Annotated in this window: 16 protein-coding genes; 14 read left to right on the forward strand and 2 right to left on the reverse strand. The window is 61.2% G+C overall.

Going from position 1 to position 25295, the window contains the following annotated elements:
* The first annotated feature begins 30 nt into the window (after positions 1 to 30).
* The 14 genes from AC07VO_RS02645 to AC07VO_RS02710 all read left to right on the forward strand — a co-directional run bounded on the left by AC07VO_RS02645 (position 31) and on the right by AC07VO_RS02710 (position 19437).
* Positions 31 to 1026, forward strand: coding sequence for an aldo/keto reductase (locus tag AC07VO_RS02645; protein ID WP_192350653.1), 996 nt, complete (start codon positions 31 to 33; stop codon positions 1024 to 1026).
* Between the two features lie 240 nt (positions 1027 to 1266).
* On the forward strand, positions 1267 to 1713 hold the full coding sequence (locus AC07VO_RS02650; RefSeq protein WP_018926116.1) for a DUF411 domain-containing protein: 447 nt from the start codon (positions 1267 to 1269) through the stop codon (positions 1711 to 1713).
* On the forward strand, positions 1713 to 2147 hold the full coding sequence (locus AC07VO_RS02655) for a YqaA family protein (protein ID WP_192350657.1): 435 nt from the start codon (positions 1713 to 1715) through the stop codon (positions 2145 to 2147). Before AC07VO_RS02650 ends, AC07VO_RS02655 begins: the two co-directional genes overlap by 1 nt.
* Positions 2148 to 2286: 139 nt before the next feature.
* Positions 2287 to 3330 carry an alpha/beta fold hydrolase gene (locus AC07VO_RS02660; protein WP_018926118.1) on the forward strand — a complete coding sequence of 348 codons (1044 nt, stop codon included), beginning with the start codon at positions 2287 to 2289 and terminating at the stop codon, positions 3328 to 3330.
* A gap of 13 nt (positions 3331 to 3343) precedes the next feature.
* Positions 3344 to 4297 carry a D-2-hydroxyacid dehydrogenase family protein gene (locus AC07VO_RS02665; RefSeq protein WP_192350659.1) on the forward strand — a complete coding sequence of 318 codons (954 nt, stop codon included), beginning with the start codon at positions 3344 to 3346 and terminating at the stop codon, positions 4295 to 4297.
* A gap of 570 nt (positions 4298 to 4867) precedes the next feature.
* Positions 4868 to 6454 carry a glycogen synthase GlgA gene (gene glgA, locus AC07VO_RS02670; protein WP_457327045.1) on the forward strand — a complete coding sequence of 529 codons (1587 nt, stop codon included), beginning with the start codon at positions 4868 to 4870 and terminating at the stop codon, positions 6452 to 6454.
* 13 nt (positions 6455 to 6467) lie between these two features.
* Entirely contained in the window at positions 6468 to 8264 is a 1797-nt protein-coding gene (gene treZ, locus AC07VO_RS02675) for a malto-oligosyltrehalose trehalohydrolase (RefSeq protein WP_192350663.1), read from the forward strand.
* Positions 8261 to 10339, forward strand: coding sequence for a 4-alpha-glucanotransferase (gene malQ, locus AC07VO_RS02680; RefSeq protein ID WP_495007472.1), 2079 nt, complete (start codon positions 8261 to 8263; stop codon positions 10337 to 10339). Before treZ ends, malQ begins: the two co-directional genes overlap by 4 nt.
* Complete coding sequence (locus AC07VO_RS02685; RefSeq protein ID WP_192350667.1) at positions 10336 to 13122, forward strand: malto-oligosyltrehalose synthase; 2787 nt, start codon at positions 10336 to 10338, stop codon at positions 13120 to 13122. The genes malQ and AC07VO_RS02685 overlap by 4 nt, the downstream gene beginning before the upstream one ends.
* Before the next feature lie 21 nt (positions 13123 to 13143).
* The gene (locus tag AC07VO_RS02690; RefSeq protein WP_192350669.1) at positions 13144 to 13485 is read left to right on the forward strand and encodes a DUF2934 domain-containing protein; all 342 of its coding nucleotides are present in this window, start codon (positions 13144 to 13146) and stop codon (positions 13483 to 13485) included.
* A gap of 93 nt (positions 13486 to 13578) precedes the next feature.
* Positions 13579 to 15735: a glycogen debranching protein GlgX gene (glgX, locus tag AC07VO_RS02695; protein ID WP_018926125.1), complete on the forward strand. Its 2157-nt coding sequence runs from the start codon at positions 13579 to 13581 to the stop codon at positions 15733 to 15735.
* Positions 15736 to 16135: 400 nt separating this feature from the next.
* On the forward strand, positions 16136 to 16894 hold the full coding sequence (locus AC07VO_RS02700; RefSeq protein WP_018926126.1) for a PIG-L deacetylase family protein: 759 nt from the start codon (positions 16136 to 16138) through the stop codon (positions 16892 to 16894).
* Positions 16895 to 17145: 251 nt separating this feature from the next.
* Complete coding sequence (locus AC07VO_RS02705) at positions 17146 to 17946, forward strand: endonuclease/exonuclease/phosphatase family protein (RefSeq protein ID WP_018926127.1); 801 nt, start codon at positions 17146 to 17148, stop codon at positions 17944 to 17946.
* 426 nt (positions 17947 to 18372) lie between these two features.
* Complete coding sequence (locus AC07VO_RS02710) at positions 18373 to 19437, forward strand: autotransporter domain-containing protein (protein ID WP_086946121.1); 1065 nt, start codon at positions 18373 to 18375, stop codon at positions 19435 to 19437.
* Between the two features lie 108 nt (positions 19438 to 19545).
* Here AC07VO_RS02710 and glgB read toward each other — a convergent pair whose 3' ends face one another.
* Both glgB and treS read right to left on the reverse strand, forming a co-directional pair.
* On the reverse strand, positions 19546 to 21777 hold the full coding sequence (gene glgB, locus AC07VO_RS02715) for a 1,4-alpha-glucan branching protein GlgB (protein WP_192350671.1): 2232 nt from the start codon (positions 21775 to 21777) through the stop codon (positions 19546 to 19548).
* A gap of 2 nt (positions 21778 to 21779) precedes the next feature.
* A complete protein-coding gene (gene treS / locus AC07VO_RS02720; RefSeq protein WP_495007473.1) occupies positions 21780 to 25121 on the reverse strand; it encodes a maltose alpha-D-glucosyltransferase in 3342 nt (1113 codons plus the stop codon).
* Between the last annotated feature and the right edge of the window lie 174 nt (positions 25122 to 25295).

The following is a 25295-nucleotide window of genomic DNA, read 5'->3' on the forward strand; positions in this document are numbered from 1 at the left end:
AAGCGCCTACATCCACAGGGAGTTCATTTCATGCAAACACGTCAACTGGGCAAGAACGGACCACAGGTGTCAGCCATCGGTCTGGGCTGCATGGGCATGACCGATTTCTACACCACCGGCGTGGACACCCGCGAAGCCACGGCAACGCTGCATCGCGCGCTGGAGTTGGGGATCAACCTGCTCGACACGGCAGACATGTACGGCCCACACACCAACGAAGAGCTAATCGGCAAGGCGATTGTCGGCAAGCGCGACCAAGTGTTCCTGGCCAGCAAGTTCGGCATTGTCCGCGACCCGTCCAACCCCGGCGCGCGTGGCGTCAACGGTCGCCCGGAATACATTCGCGAAGCGATCGACGGCACCCTCAAGCGCCTGGGCGTGGAAACCCTGGATTTGTATTACCAGCACCGCATCGATCCGCAGGTGGCCATCGAGGAAACCGTCGGCGCCATGGCCGAACTGGTGAGGGCCGGCAAGGTGCGTTACCTGGGATTGAGTGAGGCCTCGGTCGATACACTGGAGCGAGCGCACAAGGTTCATCCGATCAGCGCCCTGCAAAGTGAATATTCGCTGTGGAGCCGCGATCAGGAAGAGAACGGTTGCCTGGCCGCATGCCAGCGCCTGGGCGTGGCCTTTGTACCTTATAGCCCGTTGGGCCGGGGCTTTTTGACCGGGGCACTGAAAAGCCCGGATGACTTCGCCGCAGACGACTACCGTCGCTTCAGCCCGCGTTTCCAAGGGGAAAACTTTTCCAAAAACCTGTTGCTGGTGCAGCAGGTACAAACGCTGGCCGCCGACAAAGGCGTGACAGCCGGCCAATTGGCCTTAGCCTGGGTCTTGGCTCAAGGGGATTACCTGATCCCGATTCCGGGCACCAAACAACGTAAATACCTGGAGGAAAATGTGGCCGCGCTGGAGGTGAAACTGAGCCGCGAAGAGTTGCAGGCCCTTGAAGCGATATTCCCGGCCAATGCCACCGCTGGCTTGCGCTATCCGGAAGAGGTCATGAAGTTGCTCGACCGGTAGCCGTTGCCCTTGCCGTAGGCTTGCAAATTTTACAGTTCGTAAGTCCCCCTGAGCGCCGGTTTTCGACGCTCAGACGGCACACCTGACATTTTTGTCATTCCTCGCTCATTCAGCTGACAGCATCAACCTGCGATGATCTGGCCAGCCGACCTTGTATAACTTAGAAACACTCGCGCAATGCCCAGTCGGATAAAAGAGTCAAAATGCACCTTTTTGGCCGTAACCCGAGACGAGACTCCCATGCGAACCCACCTGCGTCTGGCCGCCCTGAGCGCCCTCTTCATCTCCTCCCTGGCCCAGGCCGCCGACCTGATCCCGATCGAAGTGCACCGCGACGCCAATTGCGGCTGCTGCAAAAAATGGGTCAGCCATCTGGAAGCCAACGGCTTCAAGGTCGAAGACCACGTCGAAGCCGATATGAGCCAGTTCAAGCAACAACACGGCGTACCGCCTCGCCTGGCGTCGTGCCACACCGCCTTGATCAACGGCAAGTTCGTCGAAGGCCATGTGCCGGCCGACCAAGTGCTGGCCTTGAGCAAACGTGACGATCTGTTGGGAGTTGCTGCCCCCGGTATGCCGATGGGCTCGCCCGGGATGGAAATGGACGGCATGAGCGATGCCTATCAGGTGATCGGCCTGCAAAAGGATGGCACTGACGTGGTGGTGGCGGACTACCCCGCCCATTGATGTTCGGTGCCTACATCGGGTTGTTTCTCGCGGCGTTCGGCGCCGCGAGCCTGCTGCCCTTGCAGTCCGAAGCGGTGCTGGTGGGGTTGTTGCTCAGCGACCGGTATTGGCTCTGGTCGCTGTTGGCAGTGGCAACGCTGGGCAACGTGCTGGGGTCGCTGCTGAACTGGTGGCTGGGACGCGGCATCGAGCGGTTTCGCGAGCGGCGCTGCTTTCCGGTCAGCCCTCGTCATCTTCAACAAGCCCAAATACATTATCTGCGCTACGGTCATTGGTCCTTGCTGCTGAGTTGGGTACCGATCATCGGCGACCCGCTGACGCTGGTGGCCGGCGTCATGCGCGAACCGCTGGGGCGTTTCCTGATGATCGTGACCCTCGCCAAGGGTGCCCGCTATGGCGTACTGGCAATGGCCACGTTGGGCTGGATGGGTTGAACGAAAGGCCCCGTGTATCGGCGTTCGCCGTAGCAGCTGCTACAAAAAGAGTGCATCGCGAGGGGAATGGCTTGACTGCGTTTAATGTCACCCTAATCACGCCAATCCAGCATCGGCGGATTTCCTGTGGAGTTTCCCCATGTCGCCCATCCTTTCCCGCTGGTTACCCGGCCTGCTGCTAACGGCGGCACTGCCGGTTCTCGTTTATGCCCAGAACCAGGCCCAGGCCGAAACACCAGAATACGGCCTGGAACTCCAGGGCTTTGACTACCCCTACACGGTCAAGCATTTCGCCTTTCAATCCCAGGGCAAATCCTTGCAAATGGGCTACATGGACGTTGCCGCCCAAGGCAAGGCCAACGGCCGCAGCGTGGTGTTGATGCATGGCAAGAATTTCTGCGCAGCCACCTGGGACAGCTCGATCAAGGCACTGAGTGAGGCCGGTTACCGGGTCATCGCCCCGGACCAGATCGGCTTCTGCACCTCCAGTAAACCGGACCACTATCAGTACAGTTTCCAGCAACTGGCGAGCAACACTCAGCAACTGCTCAAAGCCCTCGGCATACAAAAGGCGACCCTGCTCGGCCACTCCACCGGCGGCATGCTCGCCACCCGCTATGCGCTGCAATACCCCGATCAGGTCGAACAACTGGCGCTGGTCAACCCCATCGGCCTGGAAGACTGGAAAGCCCTCGGCGTGCCATATCGCTCGGTCGATCAATGGTATGAGCGCGAGCTGAAAGTGACCGCGCAAGGTATTCATGACTACCAACGCACCACCTATTACGACGGCCGCTGGAAGCCCGAGTTTGACCGCTGGGTGAACATGTACGCAGGCCTGGCCAAAGGACCGGGCAAAACAGCGGTGGCGTGGAACTCGGCGCTGATTTACGACATGATCTTCAACCAGCCGGTGTACTACGAGTTCAAGGACCTGAAAGTGCCGACCCTGCTGTTGATCGGCACCTCCGACACCACGGCCATCAACAAAGACATCGCACCGCCCGAGGTCAAGGCGAAAATCGGTCATTACGATGTACTCGGCAAGCAAGTGGCGAAGCTGGTCCCCCAGTCGACACTGATTGAATTCCCGGGTCTGGGCCACGCGCCGCAGATGGAGGAGCCGGCGAAGTTTCATCAGGCGTTGCTCGGCTGGCTGAACAAAACCAATCCCGTTCGTTGATGAGGTAAGGCTGATGGCGGTGCAGATTGCGGTGATCGATGACTGGCAGGACGTGGCGCGCGACGTGGTGGACTGGTCAGTGCTGGACAGCATCGGCCAGGTGAGTTTTATCCATGACTACCCGGCCGATAACGAAACCCTGGCCGAGCGCCTGGGCGCATTCGAGGTGATCTGTGTGACGCGCGAGCGCACCCGGTTCGACGAAGACCTGCTGCGCCGCTTGCCCACCCTCAAACTGTTGGTCACCGGCGGCATGCGCAACGCCGCCCTGGACCTTAAGGCCGCCGCCGCGCTGGGCATCCAGGTCTGCGGCACCGACAGCTACAAACATGCCGCGCCAGAACTGACCTGGGCACTGATCATGGCCGCGACCCGCAACCTGGTGGCCGAAGCCAACGCCTTGCGCGCGGGCTTTTGGCAGCAAGGCCTGGGTGGCGACTTGCAGGGCAAGACGCTGGCGATCCTCGGCCTGGGCAGTATCGGTCAACGGGTTGCCCAATTCGGCCAGGTGTTCGGCATGCGCGTCATTGCGTGGAGCGAAAACCTCACCAGTGAACGGGCCGCTGAAGTCGGCGTGACCTATGTCAGCAAGCAGGAACTGTTCGAACAGGCTGATGTGCTGTCGGTCCATCTGGTGCTCAGCGAGCGCAGCCGAGGGCTGGTGGACGCTCAGGCGCTGGACTGGATGAAGCCCACGGCATGGCTGGTCAATACCGCGCGCGGGCCGATTGTCGATGAAGCGGCACTGATCAAGGCCCTGCAGAAAAAACGCCTGGCGGGCGCAGCTCTGGACGTGTTCGAGCACGAGCCGTTGCCCCGCCATCATCCGTTCAGAACCCTGGACAATGTGTTGGCCACGCCCCATGTCGGGTACGTCAGCCGACAGAACTATCAGCTGTTCTTTTCGCAGATGATCGAGGACATTCAGGCTTGGGCGACCGGAGCGCCGATTCGGTTGCTGGGCTGAGACGGCGTTATCGTTCTTCGCGGGCAAGCCGCGCCCCCACATGTGAAATGCATTCCCCTGTGAGAGCGAGGCCTGCCCGCGAAGAGTCCCTCAAATCCACCACACCCTCCTAAATCCTGCGCACCGAAATGGTGCAACCCCTATTCCATCGCGCCCAACTATCGTGACTTCCCGGTCCCGATTTGACCCACCCAAAAAAACAAACCTGCCCTTCGTCGGTGCGCTCCCCCATAAACCCCGTGTGTTTTGTACCCTCCCCCAACCGATTGTCGAACAATTTGTCCGGTTGACCACCCCGCTCTAGGTTCTGGCCTAGACTGTTTTCGGGGAATAAAACCGACTGGTCATTCGGTGAAATAAATAGAAACTTTTCGTATTGGCTTCAGGTCAGCTGAAAGGTAGGGCACAGCGACTGGTGCATTCCTTGCAACAGCCACTTCACCCATTGAGCTTCAGCGCATGGGCAGCACTTGCTCACCGATGCGTAGCGCGTTTGCGCCCGGCCACAGGAATTGGCCAACACCGTTTGTGCCAGGTTTGGAATCAGATCAACAACACGGGGAGATGCATATGATCAATACGGCGTTAGATGTTCAGGGAGAACGTGCTCATCAACAGGTCGGCGAAGCCAACACCGTGGGAGCCCTTACCGCCAAATCGGTCAGCGTCCCGGTCACCAAAGCGTTGGCACCGGTAGTCCGTCAGAATCCCAACAAGAAGAAAGTGTTGTTCGTCACCTCGGAGATTGCCGATCTGGTGAAGACCGGTGGCCTGGGAGACGTTTCCGCCGCGCTGCCGCGAGCCATGGCTCACCTGCACGATGTCCGGGTGTTGATCCCCGGTTACCCGCAAGTGCTGAACAGCGAAAATCCAATTCATATCATCGGTGAACTGGGCGGGCACGCCGCGTTGCCGCCCTGCAAGATCGGGCGCATGGACATGCCCGACGGCCTGGTCATTTACGTGTTGATCTGCCCTGAACTGTACGAGCGCGAAGGTTCACCCTACGGCGCCAACAACGGCCGTGACTGGCCAGACAACCATATTCGTTTCGCCCGCCTGGGCCTTGCGGCCGCCGATATCGCCGCCAACCTCGCTCAAATTCACTGGTGCCCGGATCTGGTGCACGCCCACGATTGGCCCGCCGGCCTGGCCCCTGCCTATATGCACTGGCGTGGCCAACGTACCCCGACCCTGTTCACCATCCATAACCTGGCGTACCAGGGCGTGACCAGCCTCGGCTCATGCCCGGAACTCGGTATTCCCGTGCATGCCTTGCAGCAGGAAGGCATGGAGTTTTACGGCAAGATGTCGTTCCTCAAGGCTGGCATGGCCTACTCGAGCCACATCACCACCGTCAGCGCCACCTATGCCCAGGAAATCACCACGCCGGCCTTCGGCTGCGGCCTCGACGGTTTTCTCGCCGCCAAGACCCAGCAAGGTCTGCTCAGCGGGATTCCCAATGGCATCGATGAAAGCTGGGACGCAGCCACCGATCCGCACCTGTTCCACCCGTTCGGCATCGGTGACTGGGACGGCAAAGCGGTCAACGCGGCGCACGTTCGCCGGTTATTCGGCCTGGATGATTCCGAAGGCCCGCTGTTCGCCGTGGTCTCGCGACTTGTCTACCAGAAAGGCCTGGACCTGACCGAAGCGGTGGCCGAATACATTGTCGCCAATGGCGGCCAGATTGCGATCATCGGCCGCGGCGAACCGGAAGAAGAACAAGCCATGCGTGAGCTGGCGTTGCGCTTCCCCGGGCAAATCGGCGTGCACATCGGCTTCAATGAAACCGACGCCCGCCGGATGTTTGCCGGCAGTGATTTCCTGCTGATGCCTTCGCGTTACGAACCTTGCGGCCTGAGCCAGATGTACGCCCAGCGCTTCGGTTCATTGCCGGTGGCGCGCAATACCGGCGGCCTGGCCGACACCATTGAAAACGGCGTGACCGGTTTTCTTTTCGACGAATCCACCGTGGAGAGCTATCGCGAAGCCCTGAGCCGCGCGTTCAAGGTGTTCGCCTTCCCCGGCCTGCTCAACGCCATGCGTTGCCGGGCCATGGCGGCGCCTTTCAACTGGTGCAAGGCGGTCGAACCCTACGCCGAACTCTACGAACAACTGGTGGCTAAAGCGCTGGGTAAATCGGGCAAACAGTAAGAGGTTTTCAACGATGCCGTTACGGACTCTTGAAACCTGGCCCCACGGCGCAATCATGCTGGACGCTGAACACACGCGTTTTGCCTTGTGGGCGCCAGATGCGTTTTACGTCAGTCTTGAACTGGAAAACGGACAATCCCTGCCGCTGCTGCCTCAGGCCGACGGCTGGTTTGTGATCAAGACCCGCTGTCCCGCGGGTACCCGCTACCGCTACAACATCGATGGCGAACTGGAGGTGCCGGACCCGGCCTCCCGCGCCCAGGCGGGCGATATCGACAGCCCCAGCGTGGTGGTCGATCCCCTCGCCTATCGCTGGCAGCACAGTGCCTGGCAAGGTCGGCCATGGAACGAGGCGGTGATCTACGAACTGCATGTCGGTGCGCTCGGCGGTTTCAGCGAGGTCGAGCAGCATCTGGCGCGCTTGGTCGAGTTGGGGATTACCGCCATCGAACTGATGCCGTTGGCGCAGTTTCCCGGCGAGCGCAATTGGGGCTATGACGGGGTTCTGCCTTACGCACCGCAGGCCTCCTACGGTTCGCCCGAACAACTCAAACACCTGATCGATACGGCCCACGGCTATGGCCTGGCGGTGATTCTCGACGTGGTCTACAACCACTTCGGCCCGGACGGCAATTACCTGCATCGCTACGCCAAAGGTTTTTTCCGCGAAGACCAACACACGCCGTGGGGCGCAGCCATCGACTTCCGCCGGCGCGAGGTGCGTGACTTCTTTATCGACAATGCGCTGATGTGGTTGCTGGAGTACCGTTTCGACGGCCTGCGCCTGGATGCAGTGCATGCCATCGAAGACCCGGACTTCCTTCAAGAGCTGGCGCAACGGGTTCGCCAACATATCAATCCGGCGCGGCATGTGTGGCTGATGGCGGAAAACGAGCACAACCAGGCCAGCCTGCTGGAGCAAGGTTTCGACGCGCAGTGGAACGACGACGGCCATAACGCCCTGCACGTGTTGCTTACCGGTGAAACCGATGCCTATTACGCCGACTATGCCCAAAACCCCACCGAACAACTGGCCCGTTGCCTGAGCCAGGGCTTCGTGTTTCAAGGCCATATCACCCGCCACGGTACGCCGCGCGGTGAGCCGAGCGGTCACTTGCCGCCGACGGCCTTCGTGCTTTTTTTGCAGAACCACGACCAGATCGGCAACCGCGCCTTTGGTGAACGCTTGCATCAACTGGCCCGGCCTGAGGCCCTCTGTGCTGCCACCGTGTTACTGCTGTTGTCGCCGATGATTCCGCTGATGTTCATGGGCGATGAGTTCACCGCCGAACAACCGTTCCTGTTCTTCACCAGCCACCACGGTGAGCTGGCGGAGTTGGTGCGCGAAGGTCGACGCAACGAATTCGCGGCCTTCAGCGCCTTTGCCGACCCGCACAAACGCGAGCAGATTCCCGACCCGAACGCGATGCAGACTTTCGAAGCGTCGCGGCCGAAGCTGACCGCCACCCGGCAACCGGCCATTCATGAGCTGTATCGTCGACTGCTGCAAATCCGCCATCAACACATCATCCCGCAGTTGCCCGGCGCCCACGCGCTGGGGGCGCAGGTACTGGCCGAGGGCGCGGTGACGGCCCGCTGGCGGTTGGGCGATGGCAGTCAGCTGCGCATTGACCTGAACCTCAGCGACGCACCCGTGGTCCACTCCCCACAGGCCGACGCGACACTGCTGTTCGAATACCCGCCGCACTCGGCCGGTCTGTTGGATCAGGGCACCCTTGCCCCGTATTGCGCGCTCGTCAGCCTCACAGCCGCAGCCCCTTTGCTACCCCCGGATGGAGAGCGACCATGAGCGATGCGCAACTGGAAATACTGGCCAGCCAAGCCGGCCTGGCCGTCGACTGGATCGACGCCAATGGCCGTCCACAGAAAGTTACCCCGGCGGTGCTGCGTTCAGTGCTGGCCGGGCTTGGCCATCCCGCCAGCACCGCCCAGGAAATCGACGCCAGCCTGCTGCAACTGCAGGAGGCACAGCAAACCCGGCACCTGCCGCCGCTGCTGACCTGCGACGTTGGCGTCGGTCTTGATCTGGCCCACTACTTTGCACCGCAAACCCCGTGTGAGATCCATCTCGAAGACGGCTCGCGGCTCAACCTCAAGCTCGATGACAACGCTGTTTTGCCCGGTTTGGTGCCGGTGGGTTATCAGCACGTCAGCATCGACGATCAGTCGTTCACCCTGGCGGTGGCGCCCGAGCGCTGCTACAGCGTCGGCGACGCGGTTGACAGTCAAACCCCGCGCGCCTGGGGCCTGAGCGTGCAGTTGTATTCGCTGCGCCGCCCCGGCGATGGCGGTTTCGGCGATACCCAGGCGCTTGAGGACCTGGCCCGGGTGGCCGGCGAACGGGGCGCCGAAGCACTAGCGATCAGCCCGCTGCATGCGATGTTCAGCGGCGACACCCAGCGCTACAGCCCTTACTCGCCGTCCAGCCGTCTGTTTCTCAATAGCCTGTACGCAGCGCCCGGCGCGATTCTCGGTGAGCGTGCCCTGCGCACCGCAATCGACGCCACGGGCCTGGCTGGCGAACTCAAGCATCTGGAAACCTTACAGCTCATCGACTGGCCCACCGCCGCCGAGGCCAAACATCGCTTGCTGGAAGCCTTGTACGAAGGATTCACCCACGGCGCACACCCCTTGCATGCCGACTTCAGCAGCTTCCGTCACGCCGGTGGCGAAGCGCTGGAAAATCATTGCCGCTTCGAAGCGATCCAGGAAGCCCGTGCAAGGCGCGGTGAAAGCCTCGACTGGCGCGAGTGGCCCGAGCAATGGCGTAACCCATGCAGCGCCGCTCTGGCGCAATTTGCCGAAGAGAACTCGGCCCGCATCGGCTATTACGCATTCTGCCAATGGCTGATTGCGCGCAGCCTGGAGCGCGCACAAACCTCCGCCCGTGGTGCCGGCATGGGCATCGGCCTGATCGCCGACCTGGCGGTGGGCGCTGACGGCGGCGGCAGCCAGGCCTGGAGTCGCCAGGACGAATTACTCGCCTCGCTGACCGTGGGTGCGCCACCCGACATCCTCAATCGCACTGGCCAGGGCTGGGGGATTTCCGCGTTTTCACCCGAAGGCCTGGTGCGTAACGGCTTTCGCGCGTTCATCGAAATGCTGCGGGCCAATTTCGCCCATGCCGGCGGCCTGCGCATCGATCACGTCATGGGCCTGCAGCGGCTGTGGGTGATCCCTAAAGACGCACCGCCCAGCGACGGAGCGTACCTTTATTATCCGGTGGATGATCTGCTGCGCCTTCTGACCCTCGAATCCCATCGGCATCAGGCCATCGTCCTCGGCGAAGACCTCGGCACCGTGCCTGATGGCCTGCGCGAAAAACTCATCGCGCGCTCGATCCTCGGCATGCGCGTGCTGTTGTTCGAACAGGACAACACACACTTCAAACCGATTCTCGACTGGCCGGACAACGCCCTGGCCACCACCAGCACCCACGACCTGCCGACGCTCAATGGCTGGTGGCATGGCCGCGATATCGACTGGAGCGCACGCCTGGGCCTGGTCGACGCCACGGGTGAAATCGAATGGCGTCAACATCGCGAACGCGAGCGCGAAGGCTTGCGCCGGGTGCTGAGCCAGGACCCGCAAAATTTCCGTGAAGAGTCCCATGAAACCGATCAGGTGCTCGACGCCGCCATCCGCTTCCTCGGTCATACCCGCGCGCCGCTGGTGTTGCTGCCACTGGAGGATGCCCTGGGTATCGAACAGCAGGCCAACCTGCCCGGCACCACCGACACCCACCCCAACTGGTCCCGCCGATTGCCCGGCGACAGCGAAAGCCTGCTCGATGATCCGGACGCCGCCCGCCGCCTGGAACTGCTCGCCTGTGCGCGACTTCAGGCGGCCGAGCGTGACCAATGAATCAACCGCTCAGCCAGCCGCTGCGGGCGACCCTGCGGCTGCAATTTCATAAAGGCTTCACCCTGGATCAAGCGGTGCCACTGGTGCCGTATTTTTCCAGCCTGGGCATCAGCCATCTCTATGCCTCACCGCTGCTCGCCGCCCGCGCCGGCTCCATGCACGGCTACGATGTGGTAGACCCGACCACGGTCAACCCTGAACTTGGCGGCGAAGCGGCGTTACGCCGTTTGGTCGCAGCGTTGCGCGAACAGAACATGGGGCTGATCCTCGATATCGTTTCCAACCACATGGCCGTCGGCGGTGGCGACAATCCCTGGTGGCTCGACCTGCTGGAATGGGGGCGGCTGAGCCCTTACGGCGAGTTCTTCGACATTCAGTGGCACTCGCCCGACCCGTTGATGGAAGGCCAGTTGCTGCTGCCTTTTCTGGGCAGCGACTACGGCATCGCCTTGCAGGACGGCACCCTGCCCTTGCGTTTCGATGCCCGGCGCGGCGCCATTCATGTCGAGCACTATGAACACCACTTCCCGATATGCCCCACCGACTACGGCGAACTGCTCAAGGCCAATGACCAATTGAATGCCAAGCAGGCTGAACGGCTCAAATCCCTGGCAGACCGCTTCGACACCTTGAGTTATCAGTCCGACGTGTACAGCCTGGCGATTCCACTGAAAGCCGAGCTGCGGGAACTGGCCAGTGATCCGGCCATTCTGCACGCCATCCAGCACACCCTCGACACTTACGACTCGCTCACTCCCGACGGTTTCCAGCGCCTGCATAACTTGCTGGAGCGCCAGAGTTATCGCCTGGCCAGTTGGCGCACCGCGGCGGACGACATCAACTGGCGGCGCTTTTTCGATATCAATGAACTGGGCGGCCTGCGCGTCGAGCGGCCGGCGGTGTTCGAAGCGACCCATGCAAAAATCTTCGAGCTGGTGGCCGAAGGTCTGGTCGACGGCCTGCGTATCGATCACATCGACGGCCTCGCCGACCCGCGTGGCTACTGCCGCAAACTGCGACGTCGAGTTGATCGACTGGCACCCGGCCGACACCTGCCGATCTACGTCGAAAAGATCCTCGGCGAAGGCGAAACCCTGCACCGCGACTGGTGCGTCGATGGCAGTACCGGTTACGAATTCATGAACCAGTTGTCGCTGCTGCAACACGACCCCGAAGGCACCCAGGCCTTGGGTGAACTCTGGAGCCGGCACAGCGAACGGCCCGCCGATTTCCGCCAGGAAGCACAACTGGCGCGCCAGCAGATTCTCAACGGTTCCCTCGCCGGGGATTTCGAAAGTGTTGCCCACGCCCTGTTGCAAGTGGCCCGGGACGACCTGATGACCCGGGACCTGACCCTCGGCGCGATCCGACGGGCCTTGCAGGAACTGATCGTGCACTTCCCGGTGTACCGCACTTACATCAGCCCGTTGGGTCGTGCGGCCCAGGATGAGGTGTTTTTCCAGCAGGCCATGGCCGGTGCCAGGCAAACCCTTGGCGAGGCCGACTGGCCGGTGCTCGATTGCCTGGCCGGCTGGCTCGGTGGCCAACCCTGGCGCAAGCGCCCGGTGGGCCGTCCACGCAAACTGCTCAAGCATGCCTGCGTGCGCTTCCAGCAACTGACCTCACCGACGGCGGCCAAAGCGGTGGAAGACACCGCGCTTTATCGCTCGGCGGTGCTGCTGTCGCGCAACGATGTCGGCTACAACACCGAGCAGTTCAGCGCCCCGGTTGCCGACTTCCATGCCGCCTGCGCCAATCGCCTCGCCGAATTCCCCGACAACCTGCTGGCCACCGCGACCCACGACCACAAACGCGGTGAAGACACCCGCGCGCGGCTGGCGGTGTTGAGCGAGCGCAGCGCCTGGTACGCCGAACAGGTCGAGCACTGGCGAACCCTCGCGGGCGAACTGCGCAGCGACCCCGGCGCGCCCTCGGCGGGCGACGAGCTGATTCTCTATCAAGCAATCCTCGGCAGTTGGTCACTGGAATTGTGTAGCGACGATCAACCTGCGCTTGCGGACTACGCCAAACGCCTCTGGCAGTGGCAACGCAAAGCCCTGCGCGAAGCCAAGTTGCAAAGCAGCTGGAGCGCGTCAAACGAAGCATATGAACAGGCGACCCACGGTTTTCTCGAACGCCTGCTGCTGAGCCCCGAAGGTCAGCCATTGCGCGCGGCCATCGAGGCAGCCGCTCAACGCATTGCCGTCCCGGGTGCACTGAATGGATTGGCGCAAACCTTGCTGCGAATGACCGTGCCGGGAGTGCCGGATCTCTATCAGGGCAACGAGTTCTGGGACTTCACCCTGGTCGATCCGGATAACCGCCGGCCGGTGGATTACGTCAGCCGTCAGCAGGCCATGCACCTACCGCTGGACCTGCCCGATCTGTTGGCGAACTGGCGTAACGGGCGCATCAAGCAAACCCTGATCGCCCGGGCGCTGAACCGGCGTGCCGAGCATGCCGAAATATTTCAAAAAGGCACTTATCAAGCCCTTGAAGTGATTGGCAGCCAGGCTCACCGGGTACTGGCGTTTGCTCGAGAATGGCAGGGAAAACGGGCAATCGTGGCCGTACCGATACGTTGTGCCGGACTGCTGGAAAACAGTGCCGCCCCCCGGATTGACGCGTCGCTGTGGGGCGATACCCGAATCAAATTGCCGTTCACCGCCACCGAAGAAAATCTGAAGGGACTTTTTACCAGCGTCGCAGTCACAAAACACAAGGAGCTGATGGTCGGCGCCGCGCTGGGGGATTTCCCGGTCAATCTCTTTACCCAAACTTGAGTTCAGTTCAGGAGCATTGCGATGAGTACCGACGAAAAACGCATCCGCGAATTTGCCTATCAAATCTGGGAGTCCGAAGGAAAACCCGAGGGCCAGGAAGCCCGCCATTGGGAGATGGCCTGCAAACTCGCCGAGGCCGAAGCCCTGGCGCCCGGCAAACCAGCCAAAGCGAGCAGCAGCAAAACCGCAAGCAAGCCCGCGGCCGGCAAGCCCGACGGCAAGCTGGTCAATGCCAAGGGCATCGAAACCAAACCCCGCACCAAGCCCAAAGCCAAACCCGCTGCCGCTTCGGCAGTGATCCCGCCGGGCGAAAAAACCACCGTGAAAAAGCCGCGCACCGCGCGTAAACCACCCGAGGTCTGACGCTTCACTGTCTTGTCCTGATTGACTTCGTGGCGAGCCCGCTCGCCACCGAGAGCGCATTCGCCCTCGAAAAATACCGTTGCAGGAGCAGCTATGACCAGTCCAAAGAAAACCGCGCCCGAACCTCACGAGGCCTCGCGAATCCGTGAAGGCTTGCCCTTCCCGCCAGGCGCGACCTGGGATGGCCTGGGGGTCAATTTCGCGCTGTTTTCGGCTAACGCGACCAAGGTCGAACTGTGCATCTTCGACGATGCCGGTGAAGTGGAACTTGAGCGCATCGAGCTGCCGGAATACACCGACGAGACCTACCACGGCTACTTGCCCGACGCCCATCCGGGGCTGATCTACGGCTATCGCGTGTACGGGCCGTACGACCCGGCCAACGGTCATCGCTTCAACCCGAACAAACTGCTGATCGACCCCTATGCCAAACAGTTGGTCGGCCAATTGAAATGGTCCGAAGCGTTGTTCGGCTTCACCATCGGCCACCCCGACGCCGACCTCAGTTTCGATGAGCGGGACAGCGCGCCCTTCGTGCCCAAGTGCAAAGTGATCGACCCGGCCCACACCTGGGGCCATGACCATCGGGTCAGCGTGCCATGGGACAAGACGATCATTTATGAGACTCACGTGCGCGGTTTCAGCATGCTTCACCCCGCCGTTCCCGAGAACCTGCGCGGCACCTTCGCCGGGTTGATGGTCGATGACGTGCTGGAACACATCCGCAAGCTCGGCGTATCGACTGTGGAGTTGCTGCCGATCCATGCCTTCGTCAACGACCAGCATCTGCTGCACAAAGGCATGACCAATTATTGGGGTTACAACAGCATTGCGTTCTTTGCCCCGGACCCGCGCTACCTGGCCAGCGGCAAGATCGCCGAGTTCAAGGAGATGGTCGCGCACCTGCACGACGCCAATCTGGAAGTGATCCTCGACGTGGTCTACAACCACACCGCCGAGGGCAACGAACAAGGCCCGACCCTGTCCATGCGCGGCATCGACAACGCCTCTTACTACCGCTTGAGGCCCGACGACAAACGCTACTACATCAACGATTCCGGCACCGGCAACACCCTGGACCTGAGCCACCCGTGCGTGCTGCAAATGGTCACTGACTCGCTGCGTTACTGGGCCACGGAAATGCACGTGGACGGTTTCCGTTTCGACCTGGCAACCATCCTCGGCCGCTACCATGACGGCTTCGACGAACGGCACAGCTTCCTCGTCGCCTGTCGCCAGGACCCGGTGCTGCGTCAGGTGAAGTTGATTTCCGAATCCTGGGACTGTGGCCCCGGCGGTTATCAGGTCGGGAACTTCCCGCCGGGCTGGGTCGAATGGAACGACAAATTCCGCGACACCGTGCGCGCGTTCTGGAAAGGTGACGACGGCCAGCTCGCCGACTTCGCCAGCCGCATGACCGCCTCCGGTGAGATGTTCAACCAGCGCGGCCGTCGACCGTATGCTTCGCTGAACTTCGTCACCGCCCATGACGGCTTCACCCTCAACGATCTGGTGTCGTACAACGACAAGCACAACGAGGCCAACGACGAGAACAATCAGGACGGCAGTAACAACAACCTGTCGTGGAACCACGGCGTCGAAGGCCCCACCGACGATCCCGAGATCAATGCCCTGCGCCTGCGGCAGATGCGCAACTTCTTCGCCACGCTGCTGCTGTCCCAGGGTACGCCGATGCTGGTGGCCGGCGACGAGTTCGCCCGCACCCAGAAAGGCAACAACAATGCTTATTGCCAGGACAGCGAGATCGGTTGGGTCAATTGGGACATGAGCGAAGACGGCAAGGCGCTGCTCAAGTTCGTCAAACGCCTGATCAAGTTGCGCCTGGCCTATCCGATCCTTCGGCGCGGGCGCTTCCTGGTGGGTAATTACAACGAGGACATCGGCGTCAAGGACGTGACCTGGCTGGCCCCGGACGGCAGCGAAATGTCCAATGAGCAATGGGAAGAAGGCCACGGTCGCTGCATGGGCATACTGCTCGATGGCCGCGCCCAGGAAACCGGCATTCGCCGCAAGGGTGCCGACGCAACCCTGCTGCTGGTGGTCAACGCGCACCATGACATCGTCAACTTCCTGCTGCCGGAAGTGCCTGACGGTGGTTTCTGGACTTGCATGATCGATACCAATCAACCGTCGATTCGGGGCCAGGAACGCTTTGAATTTGGTCGCCAATATTCGGTTACTGGCCGTTCGCTGCTGTTGTTTGAACTGCAGCATGAGGAAGAAGAGTGAGAGTGATCACCATAATATCTGTAGCAGCTGCCGAGCCTGCGAGGCTGCGTTCGGCTGCGCAGCCGCCGTAAAACCTGAGTGCACGGTATATCTGCAAGATCGCATCGTTTGACTTCACGACTGCTTCGCAGCCGAACGCAGCCTCGCAAGCTCGGCAGCTGCTACCAAGGGACGGTTTCGGTGACTTTTTGCGAAGCCTGACACAGCCTGGGTTAAAAAAAACGCATCAGACCAAAGGCTGAGGCGACGAATAGCGTTTCATGAGCAATACTCTGAACGCGGCAATCCAGGGTTCGGAGCGCCGCACATTGCTATCTACCCGCCTTCACGGGTCTGCCAGGCTTGCTCCCGTAAGCATTGCGCACGACTGAGGGCCAGACAGAACAAGGACGTAGCGCCTATGAGACCGGTTTCCATCAGCGAAAACAGCTTGCCTGCGCAGATCTGGAACAGCGCCCCACAACTGGACAACATCCCCGTCATCAACACCGAAACACTGGTCCCTGCTGGAGCTCGCGCGGTGGTGATCGCCCCGCATCCCGGCGATGAAGTGGTGACTTGCGGCGGCCTGCTGCAACTGTTGTGCTCCCTCGGTCATCCTCTGCAACTGATCTCGATTACCGACGGCAGCGCCAGCCATCCGGGGTCGCGTCAGTGGTCGGAAAAGCGCCTGAGCGTGTTCCGCCCCCAGGAAAGTGTCGAAGCCTTGCGTCGACTCGGCTTGCCGATGCACAGCCTGAAGTGGATTCGCGGCGGCTTCACCGACAACGCTCTGGCCGAGCGAGAGTCTGAATTGACCCAATTCATCGTCCGCTACCTGCGCCCCGGCGATGTGGTGTTCACCACCTGGCGCGAAGACGGCATCGTCGACCACGACGCTGTCGGCCGGGCCAGCGCCAGGGCTGCCGCCCTGGTCGGGGCGACGCTCAACGAAATACCGGTCTGGGCCTGGCACTGGCCGATGCGCGAGCACGGGCTGATCCCCTGGCATCGCGCGCGCAAGCTACGCCTCGACACCTGGACTGTCGCGCGCAAAAGCCACGCCACCTATGCCTACGCCAGCCAGCTCGACGGCGAACCGGCGATCGGCATCGCCCCGCTGCTGCCACGAGTGATTCTGGAACGCATGCGGTTGCCGTATGAAATTGTGTTTGTCTGATCGGACTCGCTCGTAGCAGCTGCCGAGCCTGCGAGGCTGCGTTCGGCGGCGTAGCCGTCGTAAAACCGGAACTTACGGTGCATCAGGCAAACCGCGTCAGCCGGATTCACGACGGCTACGTCCGAATGCGGCCCACACCGAACGCTGCCTCGCGGTGCTCGACAGCTGCTACGGGTGTGGTGAATGTGTTTGAACTGCTCGCCCACGCATCAGTCGCATACATACAGCAGCCCTGATTCAGAGGAGTGAACGTGACCCACGATGCCGAACGCCAAGCCGTCGAATCAGTGCCATCGAACACGCCCCCGGCGATTCGCCGACTCAGAGTACTGACGGTCAATACTCACAAGGGTTTCACCGCCCTCAACCGACGTTTCATCCTCCCGGAACTGCGCGAAGCGGTACGCAGTACGTCGGCGGACCTGGTGTTTCTGCAGGAAGTGGTCGGTGAGCATGACCGGCATTCTTCCCGTTACAACGACTGGCCACCGACCTCGCAGTACGAATTCCTGGCCGACAGCATGTGGAGCGATTTCGCTTACGGTCGCAACGCGGTCTACCCCGACGGCCATCACGGCAATGCCCTGCTGTCGAAATACCCGATCCGCGAATTTCGCAACCTCGATGTCTCGATCACCGGCCCCGAGCGGCGCGGTTTGCTGCACTGTGTGCTGGATGTGCCGGGCCATGCTGAAGTGCATGCCATTTGCGTGCACCTGAGCCTGTTGGAAAGCCATCGACAACTCCAGCTGCAGTTGCTCTGCCTGTTACTCGAATCGTTGCCAGAGGACGCCCCGGTCATCATTGCCGGCGACTTCAACGACTGGCAGTTGCAAGGCAATGCCACCCTCGCCCGACGCGACTACCTGCATGAAGCATTCGAACGCCACCACGGCCGCCCGGCGAAAACGTACCCGGCACGGTTTCCCCTGCTGCGCCTGGACCGCATCTACCTGCGCAATGCCAGCAGTCATGAGCCACGCATACTCGGCTACAAGCCCTGGACGCACCTATCGGACCATTTGCCGCTGGCGGTGGAGGTGCGCCTGTAAGACCGTCAAGCGACAGGCGCCAAGAACTGCTGCCTGAAGCAGAAAAAATGACAGTAATCACGTCACGGACTTGCTCATGGATTTTGCACTGTTCATCCGTCACGCAACCGATAGCCCACTACCCAATACGTCTGGATTGCACCTTTCAGGATGATTTTTCGTACAAACAACAACTTAGATCGGCGCCAATAATCAGTCACTTACAGAGTCTGAAATAGCCGTACCACTTATCGGCCATTTTCTTGACGCAGCGTCATCGGTCTTCTTAGCTAGTCCTTACTACCCCCGGAAATCCATCAGGGGCAAGCCTCCAGACACCCGTAAAACGGGCGGGTCGGACCTTGCCTCAATCCATTCGGTCGCCCCTCATTCGGGGTAGGAGAGACGCCACAGCGAGATACGCATGCGATTGCAAGGTAGACCTCCATGAGAACTTCATTCACCCCACAAGAGATAAAATTCACTTTTTGCGTCGTCTCCGGTTCACTCCTGCTGTGCTCATCCATGGAGGTGCGAGCGTCGTCTGCCGAGGACGAAACAACGCCCTGGTACAGCCAGCAACTGCCGACAATTACCTTGCCCTTCGGCGTCGCCACATATCCTGACCGTTTACGCGTCAACTCAGACTTACCCAGCTCACGCCTGACGATCGAAGACGCCGCGCCCTTGGCCTGGGACCACGCCTATGGCCCGACGTCGCGGCAGGCACAAACCGATTATCTGACCCAGGGCACGATCCCCGGAGCCAGCGAATTCAAAGGCCCGGCACTCCTGACCGTGCAAAGCAACAGCGGTAGTATCCAGCGGGTCGGACTGATCGGCGGCACCGCTCAATTCCAGGGCAACGACAACGGCCTGCTGACCAGCCGCGCCCTCGCCGACCCCAGCCATGACACGCTCAACCTTCAAGGCCAAAGCCTTGGTGCCTACTGGAGCCTGACCGGGGCGCAAGGCTGGCACGTCGACTTGACGGCCAGCGGCGGCCGGGTCAGCGGTTTTAGCCGCAACGACCAGGGCGTGCGACAAACCACCGAAGGCAGCGCGATGACAGTGTCGGTGGAAGGTGGTTTCCCGATTGGCCTGGGCGACAACTGGGTGGTTGAACCCCAGGCGCAGTTGATCAATCAACGCATCACGCTGGATACGCCATATGCCGGGTCAGGCAACGCCTCGTCCAGCGACCTGACCTCCTGGAGCGGTCGGGTCGGTGCACGCTTGAAAGGCAATTACGATATCAACGGCCTGCCGGTCGAACCCTATGTGCGGACCAATTTGTGGCACACGGTGTACACGGGCAACACAGTGAGCCTGGATCAGGTCGACAAAATCAGCAGCAGTCGCAATTCATCGACAGTAGACGTGGGTCTGGGGTTGGTGGCCAGAGTGACGCCTTCGGTCAGCCTGTATGTCAGCGCCGACTACAGCAGCAATGTGGTTGAAAATGATTTGAACGGGTTGATTGGCAGCCTTGGGGTGCGGATGCGTTGGTAAAAAAATCAAAAGATCGCAGCCTTCGGCAGCTCCTACGGTTCAACGTTGTCCCGCCCACCTGGGGCGACCCGATCCTGTAGGAGCCGGCGAAGCCGGCGATCTTTTCGATCAACCCTCCGGTCGCAGAATCAACACCGCCAACGGCGGCAAATTCAACACCAGGGAAAGTGCCTGCCCATGGCTCGGTTCTTCCTCGGTGAACACCCCGCCACCGTTACCGTAATTGGACCCGGCATAGGTGTCGGCGTCGCTGTTGATCAACTCGACCCAGCGCCCGGCAAACGGCACGCCGACGCGGTAAGACTGACGCGGCACCGGGGTGAAGTTGGCCACCACCAACACCGGCCTGCCCTCCTTGCTCCAGCGCAGCCAGGCGTAGACGCTGTTGATCGCGTCGTCGCCGATCAACCACTGGAAGCCTTGCGGGACATCGTCCTGATCGTGCAGGGCCGGCTCTTCGCGATACAACCGATTCAAGTCGCCGACCAGCTTGCGCACCCCCTGGTGTTCCGGGTATTGCAGCAGATACCAGTCCAGTTGCTGATCGTGATTCCATTCGCGCCACTGGCCGAATTCGCAGCCCATGAACAACAGCTTCTTGCCGGGATGGGTCCACATGAAGCTCAGGTAAGCCCGCAGGTTGGCAAATTTCTGCCAGCGATCGCCAGGCATCTTGTCGATCAGCGAATGCTTGCCGTGCACCACTTCATCGTGGGAAATCGGCAGGATGAAACGCTCGGACCAGGCATACACCAGGCCGAAACTCAGTTCGTTGTGATGATGGGCGCGGTACACCGGATCCTGCTGAATGTAATGCAGCGAATCGTGCATCCAGCCCATGTTCCACTTATAGGCAAAACCCAGCCCGCCCTGTTGCGTGCTCTGGCTGACACCCGGCCACGCCGTGGATTCTTCGGCAATCACCAGTGCGCCCGGTGCTTCCAGTGCCACTACGTCGTTGAGATGGCGCAGAAAATCGATGGCTTCCAGGTTTTCCCGACCGCCGTGACGGTTGGGCACCCACTCGCCGGCCTTGCGCGAATAATCGCGATACAGCATCGACGCCACCGCATCGACCCGCAGGCCATCGACGTGGAAATGCTTGAGCCAGTGCAGCGCCGACGCCAACATGTAGCCGTGTACCTCGGTGCGGCCCAGGTTGTAGATCAGCGTGTCCCAGTCCTGGTGAAAACCCTCCATGGGGTTGCCGTATTCGTACAACGCCGTGCCGTCGAATTGCGCCAGGCCATGGGTGTCGGTGGGGAAATGCGCCGGCACCCAATCGAGGATCACGCCGATTTCGGCCTGGTGGCAGGCGTTGATGAAAGCAGCGAAGTCATCCGGCGAGCCGTAACGGGCGCTCGGGGCGAATTGCGACAGCAGTTGATAACCCCAGGAGCCACCGAACGGATGTTCCATGATCGGCATCAGTTCGATGTGGGTGAAACCCAGCTCTTTGACGTACGGAATCAGCCGCTCGGCCAACTCGGGCCAGGTGTACTGACGGGCGACTTCGCCCAGGTCATCCAGCTCGCATTGCCAGGAACCGGCATGCAACTCATAGATCGACAGCGGTGCACTGGTTCGCTGACGCTCGCCCCGCGACTGCATCCAGTCCTGATCCTGCCAGTCGACTTGCAGCGGCGAAGCGACTTTCGACGCGGTGTCTGGCGGCAGCGCTGTGGCCAGGGCCACCGGGTCGGCCTTGAGCGGCAGAATGCCGTGGGCGCCGAGGATTTCGTATTTGTAGGCCTCCCCCGCTTGCAGGCGCGGGATGAACAACTCCCAGACCCCAGTGGGATGGCGCAGGCGCATCGGATGCCGACGACCGTCCCAGACGTTAAAATCGCCGACCACCGAGACCCTTCTGGCGTTCGGCGCCCACACGGCGAAGCGCACACCCTCCACGCCATCGACTGTCTTCAGTTGCGCACCGAGGCAACTGCTCAGATCCCGGTGATTGCCCTCGGCGAACAGGTACAAATCCATCTCGCCGAGTAACGGGCCAAAGCTGTAGGGGTCTTCGGCCAGTTGCTCGCCGCCGGCCCAACGGGTTCGCAATAAATAGGGCCGGGCCTGCTCGAAGTGCCCGACGAACAACCCCGGCGTCTGGGTCGCCTCAAGGCTGCCGAGTTCTTCACCGGAGGCCTTGTCCACCACCTGCACGCTCAAGGCGTCCGGCAGATAGGCCCGAATGAATTGCCCGCCGGCGCCATCGCCGTGCGGGCCGAGAATTGCAAAGGGATCCTGATGTTCGGCGCGTACCAACGCGTCGATATCCCGCGCCCTGGGCAGCAGCGCCTCTTTAACGTGCCCCTGTTCCTTGTTCGAGATACTCATGACTACTCTCCACCAAGATCGGAAAAGGGTTTAAGCCCACTCAATAATCCATATAAGCCGTGCAACGGCACGGGCAGCCAGGTGGGGCGATTTTCCGCCTCATAGGCCACTTCGTAAGCCGCCTTCTCCAGCCCGAACAACGCCAGCGCAGCGTCCTCGCCTTCGGGATCTTGCCATGCATGAGCAAGACTAGCTGCCGCCAGCCGATAAGCGTCGACAAATGATTGTCGCGCCTCTCTTAAATAACGCTCGGCAACCCTTTGACGCGCCGCCTGAGCATCCGCCGTGTTATCGACGTTGTGCACGTTGATCGCCATCGCCGCGGCGTAATCGAAGGAGCGCAACACGCCGCTGACGTCTTTATAGGGGCTGTGTTTACTGCGGCGCTCACGCAGCGGCCGCGCGGGTTCACCCTCAAAATCGATCAGATAAGCATCACCCTTGATCACCAGCACTTGCCCCAGGTGCAAGTCACCATGGACGCGGATACGCAAGCCGCCAGCGGCCTTTTTGCCCAACTCCTGGATATGTCCGAGGATGGCTTTCTTGTTGTCCAGCAAACGGCTGACCAATGTCTGGTCCGCCGCGCTCAGTTCGGTTTGATGTTGCTTGAGCAGCTTCAGTGCATGCTCCAGCTGCGCCGCCACGTCCTTGGCCGAGGCCAGGGCATCTTTCTGACTCATGATGTGTGGGGCAAAGTCCGGGTTGGCGCTCGGGGTCGCCAGTACCTGATGCATCTCCCCCAGGCGCTGGCCGAGCATGCCGGCAAAATCCTTCAACTCGCCGAGAGCGTTGTAGTGCTGTTCCTGCTCGGACACGGCATCGGCGAGCTCGTCACGAAGCGCCCGTTCGAGGTTGTTCTGGGTCCATTCCCACGCGTCGCCCTGATTGCTCAAGTAACCTTGGGCGATCATCAACAGCGTGTCCTCGCCCGCCGCATCGCGACGAATCACCGCTCCCAACAGCGGCGAAATATTTTTGAAACCGGCGTGGGTCAGGTACGCGCTCATTTCCAGTTCCGGGTGCACCCCTGACGCGACCTTGCGGATTAGCTTCAGCACCAGGCTGGCGCCGATCACCACCGAACTGTTGGATTGCTCGGCAGACAGGTAACGCACCTGCGACTCGGCACTCAGCCCCAGTTTGGCCAATTCATCAGTAGGCTCGAAACGGATCTCGCCACCGTCCGAGGGCAACACCGTACTGGCCTGCATGCCCTGCAACACTGCATGAACAAAGCTGTCGAGGCTGAAGGCGTCGGTGATCAGGCCGACCTGACGACCGCGACGGACCCTGGCCAGCGCCAATTGCTGCGGCAACGCGGCGCCAACCTGTTCCTCGGAAATAAAGCCAAACGGCAATTGATAGCGGCTGGTCTGGCCAGCGCTGGTGACGTCGATTTCACTCAACAGCACCGGATGCTGCGGGTCGCCGAAGCGCACGCCGTAAGCGAGGTTGACGCTGTCGATGGTGCCGTCCTTGCCGGCGAACCAGCGACGATTCTGCAACCAGCTCGGCAAAATGCCCTGCTCCAGTGACTGCCGAGACGGCGCTTCGAGCAGCTCTTCCATGCGCTGCTTCAGCACCAGCGTGGTGAAGTCCGGCAGGCTTTGCGCCGGCTCCACGTGCCAGCTCGGCATCTGGTTCTCCGCCGCCAGGCCGAACCAGTAGAACCCGTAAGGCGCCAGCGTCAGCAGGAAATTCAACTGACCGATGGGCGGGAACGCGTTGCCGCCGAGCATCTCCACCGGAACCATGCCGACATACGCCGACAAATCCAGCTCCGCCGCTTGCGCGCTGCGGGACACGTTGGCCACGCACAGAATGATCTCGTGCTTGCCGTCCGCGCCGGTGAATTCACGGGTGTAAGCCAGGATCCGGCGATTGCTCGGCGACAGCATCTTCAGCGTGCCGCGACCGAAGGCCTTGGACTGCTTGCGTATCGCGAGCATGCGCCGGGTCCAATTCAACAATGAATGAGGGTCGCCGGCCTGGGTTTCGACGTTGACCGACAGATAGCCATACTGCGGGTCCATGATCGGCGGCAACACCAGACTGGCCGGGTCGGCGCGGGAGAAGCCGCCGTTACGGTCGATTGACCATTGCATCGGCGTGCGCACACCGTCGCGGTCGCCGAGGTAGATGTTGTCACCCATGCCGATTTCATCGCCGTAATACAGGGTCGGCGTGCCGGGCATCGACAGCAACAGACTGTTGAGCAGCTCCACGCGACGACGATCGCGTTCCATCAACGGCGCCAGACGCCGGCGAATCCCCAGGTTGATCCGCGCCCGACGGTCGGCCGCGTAGTAATTCCACAGGTAATCGCGCTCCTTGTCGGTGACCATTTCCAGGGTCAATTCATCGTGGTTGCGCAGGAAAATCGCCCACTGGCAGTTGGCAGGGATTTCCGGAGTCTGGCGCAGAATGTCGGTAATCGGGAAACGATCTTCCTGGGCCAGCGCCATGTACATGCGCGGCATCAGCGGGAAGTGAAACGCCATGTGGCATTCGTCGCCGTTCTGGCCTTTGGCGTCGGTGTTACCAAAATACAGCTGAGTGTCTTCCGGCCACTGATTGGCCTCGGCCAGCAGCATGCGATCGGGGTAATTGGCGTCGATCTCGGCGCGGATCTGCTTGAGGACGTCGTGGGTCTCGGGGAGGTTTTCGTTGTTGGTGCCGTCGCGCTCGATCAGGTACGGGATCGCGTCCAGCCGCAGGCCGTCGATGCCCATGTCGAGCCAGTAGCGCATCACCGACAGCACCGCTTTCATCACTTGCGGGTTGTCGAAATTCAGGTCCGGCTGGTGGGAATAGAAGCGGTGCCAGAAGTACTGACCGGCCACCGGGTCCCAGGTCCAGTTGGACTTTTCGGTGTCGAGAAAGATGATGCGGGTGCCGTCGTATTTCTGGTCGTTATCGGACCAGACATATAAGTCGCGGGCCGCCGAGCCGGGCTTGGCCTTGCGCGCGCGCTGGAACCACGGGTGCTGGTCCGAGGTATGGTTGATGACCAGCTCAGTGATCACCCGCAGGCCGCGTTCGTGGGCCTCGGCAATGAAACGCTTGGCATCGGCCAGGGTGCCGTAGTCGGGGTGCACGCCACGGTACTCGGCGATGTCGTAGCCATCGTCGCGTCGTGGCGAGGGGTAGAACGGCAACAGCCAGATGGTGTTGACGCCCAGATCGGCAATGTAATCGAGCTTGGCGATAAGGCCGGGAAAGTCGCCGATCCCGTCATTGTTGGAGTCGAAAAAAGACTTAACGTGAACCTGGTAGATCACCGCATCCTTGTACCAGAGCGGGTCTTTGATGAAGGTGGCTGACCTGGGTTTCTTCGCCATTTGAAACTCCTGTTTAATTCGAATAAAACCGCCGGACCTGTGGCGAGGGAGCTTGCTCCCGCTCGGCTGCGAAGCAGTCGTAAAACCTGCAAATGAGGTGTGACTGACATATTGTCTGGGGCCGCTGCGCGCCCCAGCGGGAGCAAGCTCCCTCGCCACAAAAGCCCCCTCGCC

This window comes from Pseudomonas sp. GW821-FHT03E01 (assembly GCF_059420765.1).

Coding starts and splice junctions, on each gene's coding strand:
- AC07VO_RS02690 (WP_192350669.1), top strand. CDS start 13,144: ATGAGTACCGACGAAAAACGCATCCGCGAATTTGCCTATCAAATCTGG.
- treZ (WP_192350663.1), top strand. CDS start 6,468: ATGCCGTTACGGACTCTTGAAACCTGGCCCCACGGCGCAATCATGCTG.
- glgB (WP_192350671.1), bottom strand. CDS start 21,777: ATGAGTATCTCGAACAAGGAACAGGGGCACGTTAAAGAGGCGCTGCTG.
- AC07VO_RS02665 (WP_192350659.1), top strand. CDS start 3,344: ATGGCGGTGCAGATTGCGGTGATCGATGACTGGCAGGACGTGGCGCGC.
- AC07VO_RS02710 (WP_086946121.1), top strand. CDS start 18,373: ATGAGAACTTCATTCACCCCACAAGAGATAAAATTCACTTTTTGCGTC.
- AC07VO_RS02645 (WP_192350653.1), top strand. CDS start 31: ATGCAAACACGTCAACTGGGCAAGAACGGACCACAGGTGTCAGCCATC.
- treS (WP_495007473.1), bottom strand. CDS start 25,121: ATGGCGAAGAAACCCAGGTCAGCCACCTTCATCAAAGACCCGCTCTGG.
- AC07VO_RS02685 (WP_192350667.1), top strand. CDS start 10,336: ATGAATCAACCGCTCAGCCAGCCGCTGCGGGCGACCCTGCGGCTGCAA.
- malQ (WP_495007472.1), top strand. CDS start 8,261: ATGAGCGATGCGCAACTGGAAATACTGGCCAGCCAAGCCGGCCTGGCC.
- AC07VO_RS02700 (WP_018926126.1), top strand. CDS start 16,136: ATGAGACCGGTTTCCATCAGCGAAAACAGCTTGCCTGCGCAGATCTGG.
- glgA (WP_457327045.1), top strand. CDS start 4,868: ATGATCAATACGGCGTTAGATGTTCAGGGAGAACGTGCTCATCAACAG.
- AC07VO_RS02655 (WP_192350657.1), top strand. CDS start 1,713: ATGTTCGGTGCCTACATCGGGTTGTTTCTCGCGGCGTTCGGCGCCGCG.
- glgX (WP_018926125.1), top strand. CDS start 13,579: ATGACCAGTCCAAAGAAAACCGCGCCCGAACCTCACGAGGCCTCGCGA.
- AC07VO_RS02660 (WP_018926118.1), top strand. CDS start 2,287: ATGTCGCCCATCCTTTCCCGCTGGTTACCCGGCCTGCTGCTAACGGCG.
- AC07VO_RS02650 (WP_018926116.1), top strand. CDS start 1,267: ATGCGAACCCACCTGCGTCTGGCCGCCCTGAGCGCCCTCTTCATCTCC.